Below are 17810 nucleotides of genomic sequence, written 5' to 3' on the forward strand. Positions count from 1 at the left end.
CGGTTCCTTGCCCCGCCGCGCCCCCTTCGCAACGCCCGCGCACGGCGGGCACACCACCCGGAGCGCGCAATAGGCTGGTGGGACGGGCACCCGAACAGCGACCGCCCCCGATTGCGGAGACCCCGCCGAACCTGGAGACGTCGTGCAGTATCACGATTCGATGATCGAGCTTGTCGGCAACACCCCGCTGGTGAAGCTCAACCACGTGACGGAAGGGCTGTCGGCGACGGTCCTGGCCAAGGTCGAGTACTTCAATCCCGGCGGGTCGGTGAAGGACCGGATCGCCCTGCGGATGATCGAGGCGGCCGAGGAGTCCGGCGAGCTCCGCCCCGGCGGCACGATCGTCGAGCCGACCTCCGGAAACACCGGGGTGGGGCTGGCCATCGTGGCCCAGCAGAAGGGCTACAAGTGCGTCTTCGTCTGCCCGGACAAGGTCTCCACCGACAAGATCAACGTGCTGCGGGCGTACGGCGCCGAGGTCGTGGTCTGCCCCACCGCCGTGGACCCCGCGCACCCGGACTCGTACTACAACGTCTCCGACCGGCTCGTCCGTGAGATTCCGGGCGCCTGGAAGCCCGACCAGTACAGCAACCCCCACAATCCGCTCTCGCACTACCACTCGACCGGCCCGGAACTCTGGGAGCAGACGGAGGGGAAGATCACCCACTTCGTCACGGGTGTCGGCACCGGCGGCACCATCAGCGGCACCGGCCGCTATCTGAAGGAGGTCTCCGGCGGGAAGGTCCAGGTCATCGGCGCGGACCCGGAGGGCTCGGTCTACTCCGGCGGCTCCGGGCGGCCGTATCTCGTCGAGGGCGTGGGCGAGGACTTCTGGCCGGACGCCTACGACCGCGGGGTGGCCGACGAGATCGTCGCCGTCTCGGACAAGGACTCCTTCCGGATGACCCGGCGGCTCGCCCGCGAGGAGGGCCTGCTGGTCGGCGGTTCGTGCGGGATGGCCGTGGTGGGCGCGCTGGAGGTGGCCAAGCGGCTCGGGCCGGACGACGTGGTCGTCGTCCTGCTGCCGGACAGCGGCCGCGGCTACCTCAGCAAGATCTTCAACGACGAGTGGATGGCCGACTACGGCTTCCTGGAGGAGGGCGGCGGCGCCGCGCGCGTCGGCGACGTCCTGCGCGACAAGGACGGCGGGCTGCCCTCGCTGGTGCACATGCACCCGGAGGAGACGGTCGGCGAGGCCATCGAGGTGCTGCGCGAGTACGGCGTCTCGCAGATGCCGATCGTGAAGCCGGGCGCCGGCCACCCGGACGTGATGGCGGCCGAGGTCATCGGCTCCGTCGTCGAACGGGACCTGCTCGACGCGCTGTTCACCCGGAGCGCCGATTTGAAGGACCCGCTGGAGAAGCACATGAGCGCGCCGCTGCCCCAGGTCGGGTCGGGCGAGCCGGTGGCGGACCTGATGGCGGTGCTGGAGAGCGCCGACGCGGCGGTGGTGCTGGTGGACGGCAAGCCGACCGGTGTCGTCAGCCGCCAGGACCTGCTGGCGTATCTGGCGAAGACCGCCAAGTAGCCCTCTCCGTAGGGGAATTCGGGTGTTCCGGCAGAAGGTACGCGGACGACACGCACCCGCATCACGGCCTTAACAGTCGCGGGGCACAGTGGTGGATGTCGGCAGGGACACCGCACAGGTGAACGAGCCGGCACCCGAACGGCGCCAGGACATCCGGAGCGGCTCCCGGACCTCCATGGTCGCCCGGACGCGGCCTCCCGGTCAGGCTTCGGTCGCGTCCCACGCGGGGACCGCCGTCGTCCCGCCCCTGGCGCTCGCGCCGGGGTGCGGCGGTCCCCGCCTATCGCTTTCCGCGCCCCGCGCGCCCGGCCGCCCGGCACCGCCGCGGCGCCGGGCGGCCGCGGACGGTTCCGTGGCCCGCGCCGGCCGAGGGCTCCGTCCCGCGCTCGTGGCCCGCGCCCCGCTCCTCATTCCCCAAGGGGCGGGGCGCGCCGGGCCGCTTCGTCGGCGCGGCGGTCCGGCCGCGGAACGGTGATCGGTCCGGCCGTCAGTCCCACTCGGAGGTCTGCCGGGGCTTCTCGCGGCGCTGGGAGCGGGACCAGGGCGCACGGCCGCTGCCGTGGACGGCGTTCACGCCGACGATGCCGATCCAGGAGACGATCAGGCCGGGCAGCCCCGCCACCCCGGCGCCGATCGCCGACAGCGGCACGGCCAGCACCAGCGAGATGATGCCGAAGCCGTACCGGTCGCCGAAGCTGTCACCGCAGCCCTCGCGGGCCCCCGGCGGACGGGAGCCGCGGGCGACGACCATCTGGCTCTCGGCGAGCTGCCGCCGCACCCGGCGGTCGACGGCGCCGTCCAGCTTCTCCAGAAACGAGTCGACGAGCTCCGACTCGTACTCCGATCCCAGTTCCCTGCGCGCGTGCAGGGTGGCGTTGAGATCCTTCTTGAGCTCAGGGTCACGGGCTTCCATGGTGACCACGCTAGAGACGACGGGCCCCCGGCACAGTGGGGACAACCCCCCAATCCGGGGCGGTGCCACCACCGGGCACCATGCTGGGGGCGGTGGTCCTCGTCACCGCCGCCGTCACCGCTGTCGGCCGTCGTGCCGGCGCCGGCCCGGCGCCGCCGCGGTCGCCGTTGTCGCGGCCACCACCGCCGTCCCGCGGAAAGGAACCCTCCCGTGCCCGAACCCTCGCCGACCGCCCGCGGCGTCCCTCCCGAGCGGACCGGAGGCCGGTGCCGGGCCCGGTCCCGTCGCAGGTCCGCTGCTGCCCGCCCTGTCGCCGTCCGGCGGCCCGTCCGGCGAGGACGGTCCGGACGCGCTGGCCGTCGCCGGACGGTCCTGCTCGCGGGAGCGGCTGCTGGCCGCGGCGGGCGCGGTGGCCTCGCGGATCTCCGGGGCCCGGGCCGTCGCCGTGCACGCGGACGCGTCCCTGGAGACGGTCGCCGCGGTGGCCGGCGGGCTGCTGGCCGGGGTGCCCGTGGTCCCCGTGCCGCCGGACGCCGGCCCCGCCGAACGCGGGCACATCCTGCGGGACTCGGGCGCCGAACTGATGCTCGGGCGGCAGGGGACGGAAGAGGCCGCGGGCGCGGCGGCGTACAGCGGGCCGCAGGGCTCGGAGCGGGGCCCGGGAGCGGGCAGCGGGCCGTCCGGGCCGCCGGCGGGAGCCCCGCCGGCCGTGCCGTTCCTGCCCGTCGGTCTCGCCGAGCGCTCGGACTGGAACGCTCCGGAACCCGGCGCGGACACCACCGGGATGATCCTCTACACCTCCGGCACCACCGGCGCCCCCAAGGGCGCGCTCATCCCGCGCCGCGCCATGGCGGCCGGTCTGGACGGGCTCGCCGACGCCTGGCAGTGGACGGCGGAGGACACCCTGGTGCACGGGCTGCCGCTGTTCCATGTGCACGGCCTGGTGCTCGGCGTGCTGGGGGCGCTGCGCACCGGCTGCCGATTGGTGCACACGGGACGGCCGCTTCCGGCGGCGTACGCGGCGGCCGGCGGCAGCCTGTACTTCGGGGTGCCGACCGTCTGGTCCCGGATCGCCGCCGACCCGGACGCGGCCCGCGCGCTGAGCGGCGCCCGGCTGCTGGTGTCGGGCAGCGCACCGCTGCCCACCCCGGTCTTCCGGGACCTCGAACGGCTCACCGGGCAGCGGCCGGTGGAGCGCTACGGGATGACGGAGACGCTGATCACCGTGTCCACCCGCGCCGGCGGCGAACGGCGCCCCGGTTCGGTCGGGCTGCCGCTGCCGGGCGTGCGCACCCGGCTGGTCGCGGAGCCCGGGGCGGAGATCGGCGAACTGCAGCTGACCGGGCCGACGCTGTTCTCCGGCTATCTGAACCGCCCGGAGGCGACGGCCGCCTCGTACACCGCCGACGGCTGGTTCCGCACCGGTGACATCGCCGCCATCGGCGAGGACGGCCACCACCGCATCGTCGGCCGGGCCTCCACCGACCTCATCAAGTCCGGGGGGTACCGGATCGGTGCCGGGGAGGTGGAGAGCGCCCTGCTGGACCACCCCGCGGTGCGGGAGGCGGCCGTCGTCGGGGCGCCGCACCCGGATCTCGGGCAGCAGGTCGTCGCCTATGTCGTGGCCGGGGGCCCGGTCACCGAGCGGGAGCTCACCGACTTCGTGGCCGGCCATCTCTCCGTCCACAAGCGCCCCCGCGCGGTCCGCTTCCTGGACGCGCTGCCGCGCAACGCCATGGGCAAGCCGCAGAAGCGGCTGCTCCCGCCGCTCTGAGGCGGACGGCGGGGCGGGGGACGTCGGACGGCAGGACTCGGCAGGACGGGCAGGACAGGCAGGACAGGCAGGCGGACAGGACGGGCAGGGCGGGCAGGGCGGCGGGATGGTGGGACGGCCGGAGGGGGGGCGGCCGGAGCTCTGCATAGACTCATACAGATTCGTGGTTGGTGAATGGCTCACGCCGAGGCGCGGGCCCGACGGCGGGAGGCCCGATGTCCGGGACCGGCACGGGGAGGACGGCCGGCGGCGGAAACGCGGCCGGCGCCGCGGCCCGGCTGCAGAAGCTGTTCGAAGGACACCGGCTGACGCCCACGCAGCGCCGGATCGCGCACTGCATGGTGCGGCGGGCGGCCGACGCGCCGTTCCTGTCCAGCGTGGAGCTGGCCGAGCTCGCCGGGGTGAGCCAGCCGTCCGTGACCCGCTTCGCGGTCGCTCTGGGCTTCGACGGCTATCCGGCGCTCCGCCGGCACCTGCGGGACGTACCGGCCGCAGAGCGCGGTCCCGCCTCGGGCGCGTACAACGCCTACCAGCAGGCCGTGTACGCGGAGATGGAGAATCTGCGCCATCTGGCGTCGCTGCTCGCCGACCCGAAGCCGGTGGAGCACGCGGGACGGCTGCTGGCCGCGTCGTGCCCGCTGCCGGTGCTCGGGCTGCGCGCGGCCTCCGCGCAGGCGCGCGGTTTCGCCTACTTCGCGGCCAAGGTGCACCCGGACGTCCGGCTGTTCGACGAGGGAGGCACGATGCTCGCCGACCGCGTCGACGCGGCCCGGCGCGCGGGCGCGAGCGCGTTGCTCTGTTTCGCGCTGCCGCGCCATCCGCGCGAGGTGACCGAGGCCCTCGACCACGCGCGCTCGGCCGGACTGACCGTCGTGACCGTCGCCGACAGCGCCTTCGCGCCCGTCGCCCGCCACTCGGACCTGCTGCTGCCCGCGGCCGTCGGCACCGGGCTGGCGTTCGACACCGCCTGCGCGCCGATGATGCTCGGCCGCGTGCTGCTGGAGGCGATGTGCGACGGACTGCCGGACGCGCAGGCCCGGCTGGAGGAGTTCGACGCCCGGGCCGCCGCACGCGGGCTCTTCGTCGACTAGCCGTCCTGTCCGGCGGGCACGCGCCGGGCGCCCGTCCGCCACGGAAGGACGGAGCGCCGAGGCCGGAGAGGCCGCGGCTTTCCTTATCCGTTTCTCATACGTCCTCACTACAATGCGCCCCTACCGAGACCGCATTCGAGGTGACATCGAGCGACAAGGAGGCCCGCTGTGGGGCGCGAGGCGGCGACGACGCTGGCACGCGTGGCGGTGATGGTGCGTGTGCCCGCGGTGTGGATGTGGTGGACCGGACTGGTGACCGCGGCGCTGGGCGCCGCCGTTCCCGTGAGTCTGCTGGGACGGCGGACCGGGCTGCTCGCGGGGGCCGCGCTGCTGCTGCTCGCGGCGGTGGCCGCGTTCGCCGCGCGGCGCGGACGGTACCGGGAGCTGGCGGACGGCGCCGCGCGGGCCGGGCGGCGGGACTTCCTGCAGGACCGCGCGGTGACCGCCCGGGTCTGGCGGCGCGGGCACCGCTGGTGGCTGTGGGCGGCGGCCGCCGCGGCCCTCGGCTCCTCCTTCGCGGCGCCGGCGGCGGGCGGGATGCTGCTCGCCGGGGCCGGTGCCGGGCTGTGGGCCAAGGCCGTGTGGCTCGGCCGCTGGGAGCGGAGGAACGAGGCGCTGCTGTGGGTCCGTCCGGAGTGGGCCCGGCGCGGCCCGGCGGGCAAGGACACCCGGGGCTACCGGACGACGGGCATCGCCGCGGGCGACGCCGCGCCGGGCGGCGGGAGGCGCAAGGCGCTCCCGGCCGCGGGGCGCCCGGCGCCGGCGGCCGGCACCCGGAAGCGCACCGCGGCAGCGGTCTGACGGCGGTCCGAAGGCGGTCCGTCGTCGGCCGCCCGCGGCGGCCCGGGAAACCTGTGGGCGCCGGGAGCGCGCGGGCCCGGGGCACCCCTCCGCGTATCGCCCGTACGGCGGTTCAGTCCGTACGGGCGTTCGCGTACGCCGCCCGGCCCGCGCGGATGCCTCGCATGGATTCGCGTGGACGCCTCGCGCGGTCGTCCGCGCGGACGACCCGGCGCGGTGGCGCCCGCGCCGTCCGGCGTCACTCGGAACGGGCCCGTAGCGCCAGCCTGTTCACGGCCCACAGCGCGACCCCGATCAGCAGCAGCACGCCGGCGCGGACGTAGACGTCGGCGGCCCGGTCGGCCAGCGGGCTCGCCAGCAGCAGCGCGGTGACGGCGCCCAGGAGGGGCAGCGCCGTCGGCGTACGGAAGTGCCGGTGCTCCACCCGGTCCCGGCGGAGTACCAGCACCGAGACGTTGACCAGGGCGAAGACGCACAGCAGCAGGAACGCGGTGGTGTCGCCCAGCCCCTCGATCTCGCCCGTGGACACCAGTCCGAGCGTGAGCAGGGTGGTGAAGGCGATCCCGGTGACGGGGGTCCGGCGGATCGGCAGCACCCGCCCCATGGCCCGCGGCAGGATGCGTTCGTTGGCCATGCCGTAGACCAGGCGGGAGGCCATCATCATGTTGATCAGCGCCGAGTTGGTGACGGCGAACAGGGCGATCAGCGCGAAGAGTTCCGGCGGGAAGTCGACGCCGCCCGCCTTCACGACCTCCAGCAGCGGCCCCGAGGAGCCCTCCAGGACGCGGTAGTCGACGAGGAGCGAGGAGATCAGGGCCACGAGCACGTAGATGGTGCCGGTGACGGCGACGCCGACGAAGAGCGCCCGGGGGAAGGTGCGGACCGGGTTCCTGGTCTCCTCCGCCATGTTCACCGAATCCTCGAATCCGACGAAGGCGAAGAAGCCGAGCGCGGTCGCCCCCAGCACGCTGGTCATCAGTGCGAACCCGGTGCCCCCGGCCTCGAACTCGCCCAGCCGGGAGGGCTCCCCGCCGCCCGACAGCACGGCGTACGCCCCGATCCCGATGATCACCAGCAGGCCGCTCAGCTCCACCAGCGTCAGGACGACGTTGGCCTTCACCGACTCCGAGACGCCGCGCAGGTTCAGCGCCGCGAGCGCCAGGACGAAGGCCACCGCGACCAGCGACGGCGGTACGTCGGCGAACTCGGCCATGTAGTCGCCGCTGAAGGCCCGGGCCGCCGCACTCGCCGAGGAGAGGCCCGAGGACATCACCATGAAGGCGACGATGAAGGTCAGGAACGGCACCTTGAACGCCTTCTGGGTGTAGAGCGCGGCCCCCGCCGCCTTCGGGTACTTGCCGACCAGTTCGGCGTAGGAGGCCGCCGTCAGCAGGGCGAGCACGAAGCCGATGACGAACGGCAGCCACAGTGCGCCGCCGATCTTGCCCGCGACCTTGCCGGTGGTGGCGTAGATGCCGGTGCCCAGGATGTCGCCGACCACGAACAGGATCAGCAGCTTGGGTCCGAGCACCCGTTTGAGCGGTGCGGTGTCGTCCGCCGGGGCGGGCGGAGGCGGGGCGGGCTGTCCTGTGGGCGGGCCGGGGTTCTGCATGGGAGAGGGACTACCCGGCCGGCGGCCGTTGGCATCCGTCAGATCGACCTCAGTGCGTCGGGCCGGTCGCCGCCGCTCTCGGCCACGATCTCGTCGAGCGTCTGTGCGGGCCGTACGAGGGCGAAGCGCACGTCCCGGGAGGTGCGGACGAAGCCGTGGACGGCGGGCCGGGGCAGGCTGTTGTACGCGAAGTGGTTGGAGAAGTAGTACGCGCCGGTGTCGAGCAGCGCGGCCAGATCGCCGCTCTCCAGCCGCGGCAGCGGACGCCCGCGCGCCACCAGGTCGCCCGCGAAGCAGCACGGGCCCGCGATGTCCTGTTCGACCACCGGCCCGGTCTTCGGCCGCCCCTCCGCGTCGTACGCCGCCACCCGGAGGGGCCAGGAGTCCGGTGCGAAGACCGTGCGGGTGGCGAGCTGGGCGCCCGCGTGGGTGACGGCGATCGGCCGGCTCCCCGCCGTCTTGGCGTACTCCACCCGGGCCAGGACGGTGCCGTGCCTGGCGAGCAGGGACCGGCCGAACTCGGTGACGAGCCCGTACCGCCCGTCGAACAAGCCGGGTACGGTGTGCCGCAGCGTCCTCGCATACTCCCGGTGGGTCGGGTGCTCGCGGTCCGAGGCGAAGTTGACGGAGAGGCCGCCGCCGATGTCCAGGGTGGTGATCCGCCGCTGCCCGGCGGCGTCGTTGATCTCCTCCGCCAGCTCGTAGGTCTCCCGCACCCCGCGGGCCATCAGCTCCGGCGGGATGCCCTGGGAGCCGACGTGGGCGTGCAGCCGGGTGAGCCACGGCCGGTCGAGGAACGCGCGGACGAGCCAGGCACGCGCCCCCTCGTCACGGAGCGGAACACCGAACTTGGAGGTCTCCGTTGCGGTGGACAGCGCCTCGATGGTGCCGCCGCCGACCTGCGGGTTCACCCGCAGCCCGAGCGGTGAGGCGACCGGGGCCGCGTGGACGAGGGCGTCGATGCGGGCGAGTTCCTCCGCGTTGTCGGCGTTGACGGCGACCCCGAGCGCCAGGGCCTCGCGCAGCTCCGCGACCGACTTGGCGGGTGAGTCCAGGACGATCCGGGAGGGCGGCACACCGGCGGCGCGGGCCAGCGCCAGCTCACCGGGGCTCGCCACTTCGCAGCCCAGGCCCTCGTCGGCGAGCAGCGCCAGCACGGGCACCAGGGAGGCGGCCTTGACCGCGAAGGCGTGCAGCACGGGGGTGCCCGGCGCGGTGACCTCCTCGAAGGCGGCGCGCAGCCCGGCGGCGGAGGCCCGGATGCCGGCCACGTCCAGCAGCCCGATGACGGGGTCGGCCGGCCCGAGGAGCCCTTGCCGTACGGCGGCGCGCACGGCCTGCTCCCGGCGCGCGGCGGTCTCCGTGGGCCCGTACGGCTCCCCGCCCGCCGCCCCGGTGGTGTCGCTGGAGGTCATGGCACCACTCCACCACTCGCGGCGGCTCCCTGCCCAGTACCGGCCCGGGCCCCGGCGGCGGGATGCGACGCCGGGGCGTGCGCGGGAGCGCGCGTCCGGTCACCGGCCCGGTGCCTGCTCCGTCCGTGGCCGGCGGTCACCCGTCGGCACCGCCGGCGGCCGCACGCCGCTGTTGACTACTTATATTCATGCCGTGAGTATGTGAATGAATCAATCCAGTCAGGGCGGAAGCCCAGCAGGGAGGCAGGCCCATGGCGGGACCGCGACCCGTGCGCGCACCGCGCGGTACGGAGCTGAGCGCCCGGGGATGGCCACAGGAGGCCGCCCTGCGGATGCTGCAGAACAACCTCGACCCGGAGGTCGCCGAGCATCCGGACCGGCTCGTGGTCTACGGCGGCACGGGCAAGGCGGCCCGCGACTGGGGTTCGTTCGACGCCATGATCCGCACGCTGCGCACCCTGGAGCGGGACGAGACGATGCTCGTCCAGTCCGGCCGCCCCGTCGGGGTGATGCGCACCCACGAGTGGGCCCCGCGCGTGCTGATCGCCAACAGCAACCTCGTCGGCGACTGGGCGACCTGGGAGGAATTCCGCCGCCTGGAGGCGCTCGGCCTCACCATGTACGGCCAGATGACGGCCGGTTCCTGGATCTACATCGGCACCCAGGGCATCCTCCAGGGCACCTACGAGACCTTCGCCGCCGTCGCCGCGAAGCTGGCCGCCCGGGGGCGCGGCGACGGCAGCCTCGCCGGCACCATCACCCTGACCGCCGGCCTCGGCGGGATGGGCGGCGCCCAGCCCCTCGCCGTCACCATGAACGGCGGCGTCGCGATCTGCGTCGACTGCGACCCCCGCGCCATCGAACGCCGGATCGAGCACCGCTATCTCGACGTCCGGGCCGACAGCCTCGAACACGCACTGCGGCTCGCCGTCGATGCCCGCGACCGGCGCGAACCGCTCTCCGTCGGCCTGCTCGGCAACGCGGCCGAGGTGCTGCCGCGGATGCTCGCCGAGAGTGCGCCCGTCGACATCGTCACCGACCAGACCAGCGCCCACGACCCGCTCAGCTACCTCCCGCTCGGGGTCGACTTCGACGGCATGGCCGCGTACGCCGCCGAGAAGCCGGCCGACTTCACCCACCGCGCCCGCGAGTCCATGGCCCGGCACGTCGAGGCCATGGTCGGTTTCCAGGACGCGGGCGCCGAGGTGTTCGACTACGGCAACTCCATCCGCGGCGAGGCACAACTCGCCGGATACGAGCGGGCGTTCGACTTTCCCGGCTTCGTCCCCGCGTACATCCGCCCGCTCTTCGCCGAGGGGAAGGGGCCCTTCCGCTGGGCCGCCCTCTCCGGCGACCCCCGCGACATCGCGGCCACCGACCGCGCCGTCCTCGATCTCTTCCCGGAGAACGAGTCCCTCGCCCGCTGGATCCGCCTCGCCGGAGAGCGCGTGCACTTCCAGGGCCTGCCCGCCCGGATCTGCTGGCTCGGCTACGGAGAGCGCGACAAGGCGGGGGAGCGCTTCAACGACATGGTGGCCTCCGGTGAACTGGCGGCCCCGATCGTCATCGGCCGCGACCACCTCGACTGCGGCTCGGTCGCCTCCCCGTACCGCGAAACCGAGGCCATGCGCGACGGCTCCGACGCCATCGCCGACTGGCCGCTGCTCAACGCCATGGTGAACGTCGCCTCCGGCGCCTCGTGGGTCTCCGTCCACCACGGCGGCGGCGTCGGCATGGGCCGCTCCCTCCACGCCGGGCAGGTCACCGTCGCCGACGGCACCCCGCTCGCCGGGGAGAAGATCCGCCGGGTGCTCACCAACGACCCCGGCACGGGCGTCATCCGTCACGTCGACGCGGGGTACGAGCGCGCGGAGGAGGTCGCCGCGGAGCGCGGCGTCCGCATCCCGATGCGGGAGGGTGAGGAGCAGCGATGACCGCCGCCACCGGCACCGCCCGCTGGACCCACGGCGCGTCCTTCCGGGAGATGTGGCGGGACCTCGCGCCCGTCGGCCGCCACTCCGGCACCGGCGGCTACCGCCGTTACGCCTGGACGGACGCCGACGCCGACTGCCGCGCCTGGTTCGCCGGCCAGGCACGCGCCCGGGGGCTCGTCTGCGAGACCGACCGCAACGGCAACCAGTGGGCCTGGCTCGGCACCGCCCCGCACGCCGGCACCGAACCGGGGAGCGCCGTGGTCACCGGCTCGCACCTGGACTCCGTACCGGACGGCGGGGCGTTCGACGGGCCGCTCGGCATCGTCTCCGCCTTCGCCGCCCTGGACGAACTCCGCGCTCGCGGCGCCCGCCCCGCCAGGCCGCTCGCGGTCGCCAACTTCGCCGACGAGGAGGGCGCCCGCTTCGGCCTGGCCTGCGCCGGCTCCCGCCTCGCCACCGGCGGGCTCACCCCCTCGGCGGCCCGCGAACTCCGCGACACCGACGGCACCACCCTGGCCCGGGCCATGGAACGGGCCGGCCACGACCCGGAGGGCATCGGCCCGGACCCCGAACGCCTGTCCCGTATCGGCGCGTTCGTGGAACTCCACATCGAACAGGGCCGCACCCTGGCCCGTACCGGCGACGCCGTGGGCGTGGCCTCCGCCATCTGGCCGCACGGCCGCTGGCGTTTCGACTTCCGCGGCGAGGCCAACCACGCGGGCACCACGCTCCTCGCCGACCGGCGCGACCCGATGCTCACCTACGCCCACACGGTCCTCGCCGCCCGCGAACAGGCCGCGCGCGCCGGTGCGCTGGCCACCTTCGGCAAGACCGCCGTCGAACCGAACGGCGTCAACGCCATCGCCTCCCTGGTGCGCGGCTGGCTCGACTCCCGCGCCGCCGACGAGGAGACCCTCGCCGCCGTCGTCACCGCGATCGAACGCGCGGCCGCGGAGCGGGGGGAGCGGGACGGCGTGACGGTCGGCGTCACCCGCGAATCGTTCACACCCGTCGTCGAGTTCGAACACGCGCTGCGCGACCGGATCACGGCCCTCCTCGGCGGCGCCCGCGTGCTGCCCACCGGCGCGGGACACGACGCCGGCATCCTGTCCGCCGAGGTTCCGGCGGCCATGCTGTTCGTACGGAACCCCACCGGCGTCTCCCACTCGCCGGCCGAGACGGCGGACGAGGACGACTGCCTCGCCGGAGTCACCGCGCTCGCCGACGTACTGGAAGGACTGGCGTGCCCCTGACCTACTGGGCGGAGTACGCCTGGCTCGACGGCACCGTAGCGGCGGGCGTCACCATCACGGCCGGCGCGGACGGCCGCATCGCCGGGGTCGGCACCACCGGCACCGGAACCACCGGAAGCAGCGGCACCGGCACCGCCGGAATCACCGGCACTCCGCAGCCGCCGCCCGGCGCCGTCGTCCTGCGCGGCCTGACCCTCCCCGGCCTGGCCAACGCCCACTCGCACGCCTTCCACCGGGCCCTGCGCGGCCGCGCCCAGACCGGCCACGGCACCGGGGGCGGCTCCGGGGACGGCGGGGCGCCGCGCTCCTTCTGGGCCTGGCGCGACGTCATGTACCGGGCCGCCGCCCGTCTCACGCCGGACGGCTACCACGCCCTCGCCCGCGCCGTGTACGCCGAGATGGCCCTGGCCGGCATCACCTGCGCCGGGGAGTTCCACTACCTCCACCACGCCCCCGGCGGTACCCGCTACGCCGAGCCCAACGTCATGGGTGAGGCTCTGATCGCCGCCGCGGCCGAGGCGGGCATCCGCCTCACCCTCCTCGACACCGCCTATCTGGCCGCGGGCTTCCCCGAGGGCACCGGCGGCGCCGGCCGCACCGGGAGGCCTCTCGAAGGGCCCCAGCTGCGCTTCGGCGACGGCACGGCCGAGGCGTGGGCGGAGCGCGCCGCGGCTCTGAAGCCCGCGGTCCACGCGCGGATCGGGGCCGCGGTGCACTCCGTACGCGCCGTCCCGGCGGCGGGGCTGCCCGTGGTGGCCGCCTGGGCCCGGGAGCGCGGGGCACCGCTCCACGTCCATCTCTCCGAACAGACGGCCGAGAACGACGCCTGCCGCCGCGCACACGGCTGCACCCCCGCCCGGCTCCTCGCCGACCACGGTGTCCTCGGCCCGGACACCACCGCCGTCCACGCCACCCATCTCACCGCCGGCGACATCGGCCTGCTCGGCGGCAGCCGCACAGGTGTGTGCATGTGCCCCACCACGGAACGCGATCTGGCCGACGGCATCGGCCCGGCGGTACGGCTGCGGGACGCCGGCAGCCGGCTCTCGCTCGGCAGCGACAGCCACGCGGTCATCGACCTGCTGGAGGAGGCCCGGGCGATGGAGCTCGACGAACGCCTCACCTCCCGCACCCGCGGCCACTGGACGGCCGCGCAACTGCTGCGCGCCGCCGGAGCCGACGGCCACGCCGCACTCGGCTGGCCCGAGGCGGGCCGCATCGCACCGGGAGCGCTCGCCGATCTCACCACCGTCGCCCTGGACACCGTCCGCACGGCCGGCCCGCCGCCGCGGCTGGCCGCGGAGGCGGCGGTCTTCGCCGCGACGGCCGCGGACGTCCGGCACACCGTGGTCGGCGGCCGCGAGATCGTCCGGGACGGCGCCCATCTGCTCGTGGACGACGTACCGCGGGCACTGGCGGAGTCCGTCGCCGCGCTGCTGGACGCGGACGGCGGGTGACGGCCGTTCCGGCGAGCGTCGGCGCCGGGCCGTCCGGCCGCGTCGGCCACCGGCGCCACCCGGCGGTTTCTTGCGTGACGCGGCATCAGCTCCGCGGCGCACGGACAGAGGAGAGAGCATGAGCGGGACGGAAACCGGAAGCGGAACCGCCGGACCGGGTGGATCGCCGGGACGGCGACGGCCGCTGGGCGCCGGGACGGGAGCCGCGGGCCCGGGTGACCCGGCGCCGTCCGCCGCCCGGAACGGCCCGGCCCCGGCGGCCAGTGCGACGAGTACGGCCGTCACCGGTATCGCCGTGCTCGTCACCAACGACCCCGCCCTCGGCGAGGGCCCGCTCGGGCTGCTGCGGGACGCCGCCGTCGTCCTCGACGGCGAACGCGTCGCCTGGGCCGGGCCGTCCCACCGGGCACCGGCCGCGGACACCCGCGTGGACGCCGCGGGCCGCGCCGCCGTCCCCGGCTTCGTCGACTCCCACTCCCATCTGGTGTTCGACGGAGACCGCACCGAGGAGTTCAACGCCCGCATGTCCGGCCGCCCCTACGCCGCCGGAGGCATCCGCACCACCGTCGCCGCCACCCGTGCCGCGACCGACGAACGCCTGCACGCCAACGTCGCCCGCTACGTCGCCGAAGCCCTCCGCCAGGGCACCACCGTCATCGAGACCAAGTCCGGCTACGGGCTGACCGCCGATCAGGAGGCCCGCGCCCTGCGGATCGCCGCCGCCCACACCGACGAGGTCACCTTCCTCGGCGCGCACATCGTGCCCCCGGAGTACGCGGACGACCCCGCCGGTTACGTCGGCCTCGTCACCGGGCCGATGCTCGACGCCTGCGCGCCGCACGCCCGCTGGATCGACGTCTTCTGCGAACGGGGGGCCTTCGACGGTGACCAGGCCCGTGCGGTCCTCACCGCCGGCGCCGCCCGCGGCCTCGTACCGCGCGTCCACGCCAACCAGCTCTCATACGGCCCCGGGGTGCGCCTCGCCGTCGAACTGGGGGCCGCCTCCGCCGACCACTGCACCCACCTCACCGACGAGGACGTCGACGCCCTCGCGCAGGGGGAGACGGTGGCGACCCTGCTGCCCGGCGCGGAGTTCTCCACCCGCGCCGCCTGGCCGGACGCGCGCCGGCTGCTGGACGCGGGCGTCACCGTCGCGCTCTCCACGGATTGCAACCCCGGCTCCTCCTTCACCAGTTCGATGCCGTTCTGCATCGCCCTGGCCGTACGGGACATGGGGATGACCCCGGACGAGGCGCTGTGGGCGGCGACGGCCGGCGGCGCCGCGGCGCTGCGCCGCACCGACACCGGCCGGATCACCCCGGGCGCGCGGGGCGATCTGGTGCTGCTGGACGCGCCGTCGCCGGTGCATCTGGCCTACCGGCCGGGCGTTCCGCTGGTCTCCGCGGTCTGGCGGAGCGGGGAGCGCGTCCACTGATCCGTGACCGCCGACGGTGTGAACCCTTGAGGGCGTGAGCCCCTGCGGGCGTGAGCCCCTGACGTCGTGAACCGTTGACGCCCTGAACCGCTGAACCGGGCCGTACCGCTCGGGCGGTGCCCCGGGCATGCCGAAGGGCCCGGCCCCGGACGGGGCGAGCCCTTCACGATGAGGACCGCGCGGCCGGCGTGCCCCGCGCGCGGCCGGATCACTCCTCGATCATCAGCCCCTTGCGGAGCCGGCCCAGGGTGCGGGAGAGCAGCCGGGAGACGTGCATCTGCGAGATGCCCAGCTCCTCGCCGATCTCGGACTGCGTCATGTTGGCCGTGAACCGCAGGGAGAGGATCTGCCGGTCGCGCGCCGGGAGCTCGGCGATCAGCGGCTTGAGCGACTCGATGTACTCGATGCCCTCGATGCCGTGGTCCTCGTAGCCGATGCGGTCGGCCAGGGCGCCCTCGGTGTCGTCCTCCTCGGGCTGGGCGTCCAGCGAGCTGGCGGTGTACGCGTTGCTCGCGGCCATGCCCTCGACGACTTCGTCGTTGCTGATGTCCAGCCGCTCGGCGAGCTCGCCCACCGTGGGGGCCCGGTCGAGCTGCTGCGCCAGCTCGTCGCCCGCCTTGGCCAGGTCCAGCCGCAGCTCCTGCAGCCGTCTCGGTACCCGCACGGACCAGCTGGTGTCCCGGAAGAAGCGCTTGATCTCGCCGATGATCGTCGGCATCGCGAACGTGGGGAACTCCACACCGCGGCTGAGCTCGAACCGGTCGATCGCCTTGATCAGGCCGATGGTGCCGACCTGGACGATGTCCTCCATCGGCTCGCTGCGGGTGCGGAACCGCCCGGCGGCGAACTTCACCAGGGCCAGATTGAGCTCGACGAGCGTGTTCCGTACGTATGCGTGCTCGTGGGTGCCCTCCTCCAGCCCCTCCAGCCGCGCGAAGAGCGTCTTCGACAGGGTGCGCGCGTCCAGCGGCCCGAGCGTCTCGTACGACGAGGACGGGAGCGCGGGGAACCCGGACTCTCCCGGGGTCCCGGACAGGGCGGCGGGGACGGACGGAGCGGCGGAGGGGAGGGACTCCGCGCCCGTCACCGCGTCGGTGACCGCGCCGGTCACCGCCGACGTCACGAACGCCGCGATCCCGGGGGTCTCGTACACGGAGCCGTACGCCGGGGACTCGTACTCGGTGTGCGCTTCGTCGAGCTGGGGTGACATGGTTCCTCCGTCATTTCTCGGCATACGGCTGCCGAAGCCGATCTCTTCCTGCGGTGTGCGGCGCCTCCGAGCCGACCGTGGGCCTACCTGACTCTTCTAGCCCTACCCGCTTCCATGGGACCAAAGCAAGGACATATTGTCCGTATTTGGGCTTTTCGTGGGGAAGTTCGACTACCAGTCGATGTATCGAAGGCGTAGTCTTCGCTCTGCCGTCGCCATTAACCGGAAGGGGTGCGCATGGACCGCGGGATGGTCGGCAGTACCAGTAAGGGCCGGCTGCATGTCGAGGTTCGCCACCACGGCCCCACTGCTGTCGTGACGCCGGCGGGTGAGCTCGATCACCACACCGCCGAAGTACTGCGGGAGCCGCTGGACGAATGCGTCGACCAGGGGCGGGTGCGCCTGGTGGTCGACTGCTCCCAGCTGGAGTTCTGCGACTCGACGGGGCTGAACGTCCTGCTCGGTGCGCGGCTCAGGGCGGAGGAGGCCGGAGGCTCCGTACATCTGGCCGGAATGCTCCCGGTCGTGGCGAGGGTGTTCGAGATCACGGGTGCGGAGGCCGTCTTCACCGTGCACGACACCGTGGAGGAGGCGCTCGCCGACTCACCCGCCGACTGAGCCGTCCCTTCTACCACCGGCCACTCCACAGATGAAATGTTACGCGCGTCACACCAGGCGACTCGAATATCTCGAATATGTGGGTGTTCCCCAGGAGAGGTCGGGCAGGAGACAGCTGAATCTGATGAATACGTCGGGTATCCGTAACCTGTCTATCGGCGAACCGGTGAGGTGAAGCGCTGATGAGCACCACTCGCCCGTATTCGCCGGGCGATCGCGGCCCGGATCCGGGCGATGCGGCCTCCACCCCGCTATCCGGCTTCGGACAGGTCCGCAAGCTGCGCCTGGAAGGTGCCAGCGGCATTGTTCCGACGGCGCGTGACTTCACACGTCAGGCCCTCCACGACTGGGGCTGGCTGCCGGCCGGGTCCCCCGAGCAGCGGGCGGCCGCCGAGGATGTCCTGCTGGTCGTCTCGGAGCTCGTGACCAACGCCTGCCTGCACGCCGAGGGCCCGGAGGAACTCCGGCTCGGCAGCGCGGGCAACGTCCTCCGGCTGGAGATCGACGACCACGGCGAGGGCTCCCCCGAGCCCCGCACCCCGCACCGCGCGGGCCGTCCCGGCGGGCACGGCATGTTCATCGTGCAGCGGCTCTGCAAGCACTGGGGAGTCGTACGGAGCGCCGACGGCACGGGCAAGACCGTCTGGGCGGAGCTGACCGCTCCGGAGTGAGGCGGGCCGCCCCCCGGCCCTCCGTACGCCGCCGGGTCCGCGCGCCGCGCCCCCCGCGGTCGGGGAGTTCCGCTCGAGCATCTGCCGGGCGCGGGCTC

The 17810-nt window shown here is 74.2% G+C and carries 14 protein-coding genes; 10 read left to right on the plus strand and 4 right to left on the minus strand.

Annotated features, from left to right (window positions below):
• Window positions 1-142: 142 nt before the first annotated feature.
• Complete coding sequence (locus E4N63_RS19530; RefSeq protein WP_125626112.1) at window positions 143-1528, plus strand: cystathionine beta-synthase; 1386 nt, start codon at window positions 143-145, stop codon at window positions 1526-1528.
• Window positions 1529-2015: 487 nt separating this feature from the next.
• Here the strand turns inward: E4N63_RS19530 and E4N63_RS19535 are convergent, their stop codons facing one another.
• Complete coding sequence (locus tag E4N63_RS19535; RefSeq protein ID WP_125626111.1) at window positions 2016-2441, minus strand: hypothetical protein; 426 nt, start codon at window positions 2439-2441, stop codon at window positions 2016-2018.
• Window positions 2442-2736: 295 nt separating this feature from the next.
• On the opposite strand from E4N63_RS19535, the gene E4N63_RS19540 reads away from it, so the two are divergent.
• The 3 genes from E4N63_RS19540 to E4N63_RS19550 all read left to right on the plus strand — a co-directional run bounded on the left by E4N63_RS19540 (window position 2737) and on the right by E4N63_RS19550 (window position 6107).
• Window positions 2737-4215: an acyl-CoA synthetase gene (locus tag E4N63_RS19540; protein ID WP_374112881.1), complete on the plus strand. Its 1479-nt coding sequence runs from the start codon at window positions 2737-2739 to the stop codon at window positions 4213-4215.
• Window positions 4216-4430: 215 nt separating this feature from the next.
• Window positions 4431-5306 (plus strand): MurR/RpiR family transcriptional regulator, encoded by an 876-nt coding sequence (locus E4N63_RS19545; protein WP_227959549.1) that lies wholly within the window; start codon window positions 4431-4433, stop codon window positions 5304-5306.
• A gap of 168 nt (window positions 5307-5474) precedes the next feature.
• Entirely contained in the window at window positions 5475-6107 is a 633-nt protein-coding gene (locus tag E4N63_RS19550; protein ID WP_228429514.1) for a hypothetical protein, read from the plus strand.
• 238 nt (window positions 6108-6345) lie between these two features.
• On the opposite strand, the gene E4N63_RS19555 is transcribed toward E4N63_RS19550, so the two are convergent.
• On the minus strand, window positions 6346-7719 hold the full coding sequence (locus E4N63_RS19555; RefSeq protein WP_228429515.1) for an APC family permease: 1374 nt from the start codon (window positions 7717-7719) through the stop codon (window positions 6346-6348).
• A gap of 38 nt (window positions 7720-7757) precedes the next feature.
• Window positions 7758-9134 carry a diaminopimelate decarboxylase gene (locus E4N63_RS19560; RefSeq protein ID WP_230241314.1) on the minus strand — a complete coding sequence of 459 codons (1377 nt, stop codon included), beginning with the start codon at window positions 9132-9134 and terminating at the stop codon, window positions 7758-7760.
• A 251-nt stretch (window positions 9135-9385) separates the two neighbouring features.
• Here E4N63_RS19560 and hutU point away from each other — a divergent pair, with 251 nt between their 5' ends.
• The 4 genes from hutU to hutI all read left to right on the plus strand — a co-directional run bounded on the left by hutU (window position 9386) and on the right by hutI (window position 15213).
• The gene (gene hutU, locus E4N63_RS19565) at window positions 9386-11068 is read left to right on the plus strand and encodes a urocanate hydratase (protein ID WP_125624742.1); all 1683 of its coding nucleotides are present in this window, start codon (window positions 9386-9388) and stop codon (window positions 11066-11068) included.
• Window positions 11065-12321 (plus strand): allantoate amidohydrolase, encoded by a 1257-nt coding sequence (locus E4N63_RS19570; protein ID WP_308188718.1) that lies wholly within the window; start codon window positions 11065-11067, stop codon window positions 12319-12321. The genes hutU and E4N63_RS19570 overlap by 4 nt, the downstream gene beginning before the upstream one ends.
• Window positions 12312-13778, plus strand: coding sequence for a formimidoylglutamate deiminase (locus E4N63_RS19575; RefSeq protein WP_125624744.1), 1467 nt, complete (start codon window positions 12312-12314; stop codon window positions 13776-13778). The genes E4N63_RS19570 and E4N63_RS19575 overlap by 10 nt, the downstream gene beginning before the upstream one ends.
• A gap of 118 nt (window positions 13779-13896) precedes the next feature.
• Entirely contained in the window at window positions 13897-15213 is a 1317-nt protein-coding gene (gene hutI, locus E4N63_RS19580) for an imidazolonepropionase (RefSeq protein ID WP_230241315.1), read from the plus strand.
• Between the two features lie 208 nt (window positions 15214-15421).
• Here hutI and E4N63_RS19585 read toward each other — a convergent pair whose 3' ends face one another.
• On the minus strand, window positions 15422-16423 hold the full coding sequence (locus E4N63_RS19585) for an RNA polymerase sigma factor SigF (protein WP_125624746.1): 1002 nt from the start codon (window positions 16421-16423) through the stop codon (window positions 15422-15424).
• Between the two features lie 237 nt (window positions 16424-16660).
• Here E4N63_RS19585 and E4N63_RS19590 point away from each other — a divergent pair, with 237 nt between their 5' ends.
• Window positions 16661-17041 carry an STAS domain-containing protein gene (locus tag E4N63_RS19590; protein ID WP_125624747.1) on the plus strand — a complete coding sequence of 127 codons (381 nt, stop codon included), beginning with the start codon at window positions 16661-16663 and terminating at the stop codon, window positions 17039-17041.
• Window positions 17042-17223: 182 nt separating this feature from the next.
• Window positions 17224-17712 carry an ATP-binding protein gene (locus tag E4N63_RS19595; RefSeq protein ID WP_125624748.1) on the plus strand — a complete coding sequence of 163 codons (489 nt, stop codon included), beginning with the start codon at window positions 17224-17226 and terminating at the stop codon, window positions 17710-17712.
• The last annotated feature ends 98 nt before the right edge of the window (window positions 17713-17810 follow it).

The organism is Streptomyces sp. MNU89 (assembly GCF_020982505.1).
Classification (GTDB): domain Bacteria; phylum Actinomycetota; class Actinomycetes; order Streptomycetales; family Streptomycetaceae; genus Streptomyces; species Streptomyces xinghaiensis.

Excerpts from the sequence above, each read along its gene's own strand:
- E4N63_RS19535 (WP_125626111.1), bottom strand. The coding sequence starts at position 2,441 with ATGGAAGCCCGTGACCCTGAGCTCAAGAAGGATCTCAACGCCACCCTG.
- E4N63_RS19545 (WP_227959549.1), top strand. The coding sequence starts at position 4,431 with ATGTCCGGGACCGGCACGGGGAGGACGGCCGGCGGCGGAAACGCGGCC.
- E4N63_RS19555 (WP_228429515.1), bottom strand. The coding sequence starts at position 7,719 with ATGCAGAACCCCGGCCCGCCCACAGGACAGCCCGCCCCGCCTCCGCCC.
- E4N63_RS19560 (WP_230241314.1), bottom strand. The coding sequence starts at position 9,134 with ATGACCTCCAGCGACACCACCGGGGCGGCGGGCGGGGAGCCGTACGGG.
- hutU (WP_125624742.1), top strand. The coding sequence starts at position 9,386 with ATGGCGGGACCGCGACCCGTGCGCGCACCGCGCGGTACGGAGCTGAGC.
- E4N63_RS19570 (WP_308188718.1), top strand. The coding sequence starts at position 11,065 with ATGACCGCCGCCACCGGCACCGCCCGCTGGACCCACGGCGCGTCCTTC.
- hutI (WP_230241315.1), top strand. The coding sequence starts at position 13,897 with ATGAGCGGGACGGAAACCGGAAGCGGAACCGCCGGACCGGGTGGATCG.
- E4N63_RS19585 (WP_125624746.1), bottom strand. The coding sequence starts at position 16,423 with ATGTCACCCCAGCTCGACGAAGCGCACACCGAGTACGAGTCCCCGGCG.
- E4N63_RS19590 (WP_125624747.1), top strand. The coding sequence starts at position 16,661 with ATGGACCGCGGGATGGTCGGCAGTACCAGTAAGGGCCGGCTGCATGTC.
- E4N63_RS19595 (WP_125624748.1), top strand. The coding sequence starts at position 17,224 with ATGAGCACCACTCGCCCGTATTCGCCGGGCGATCGCGGCCCGGATCCG.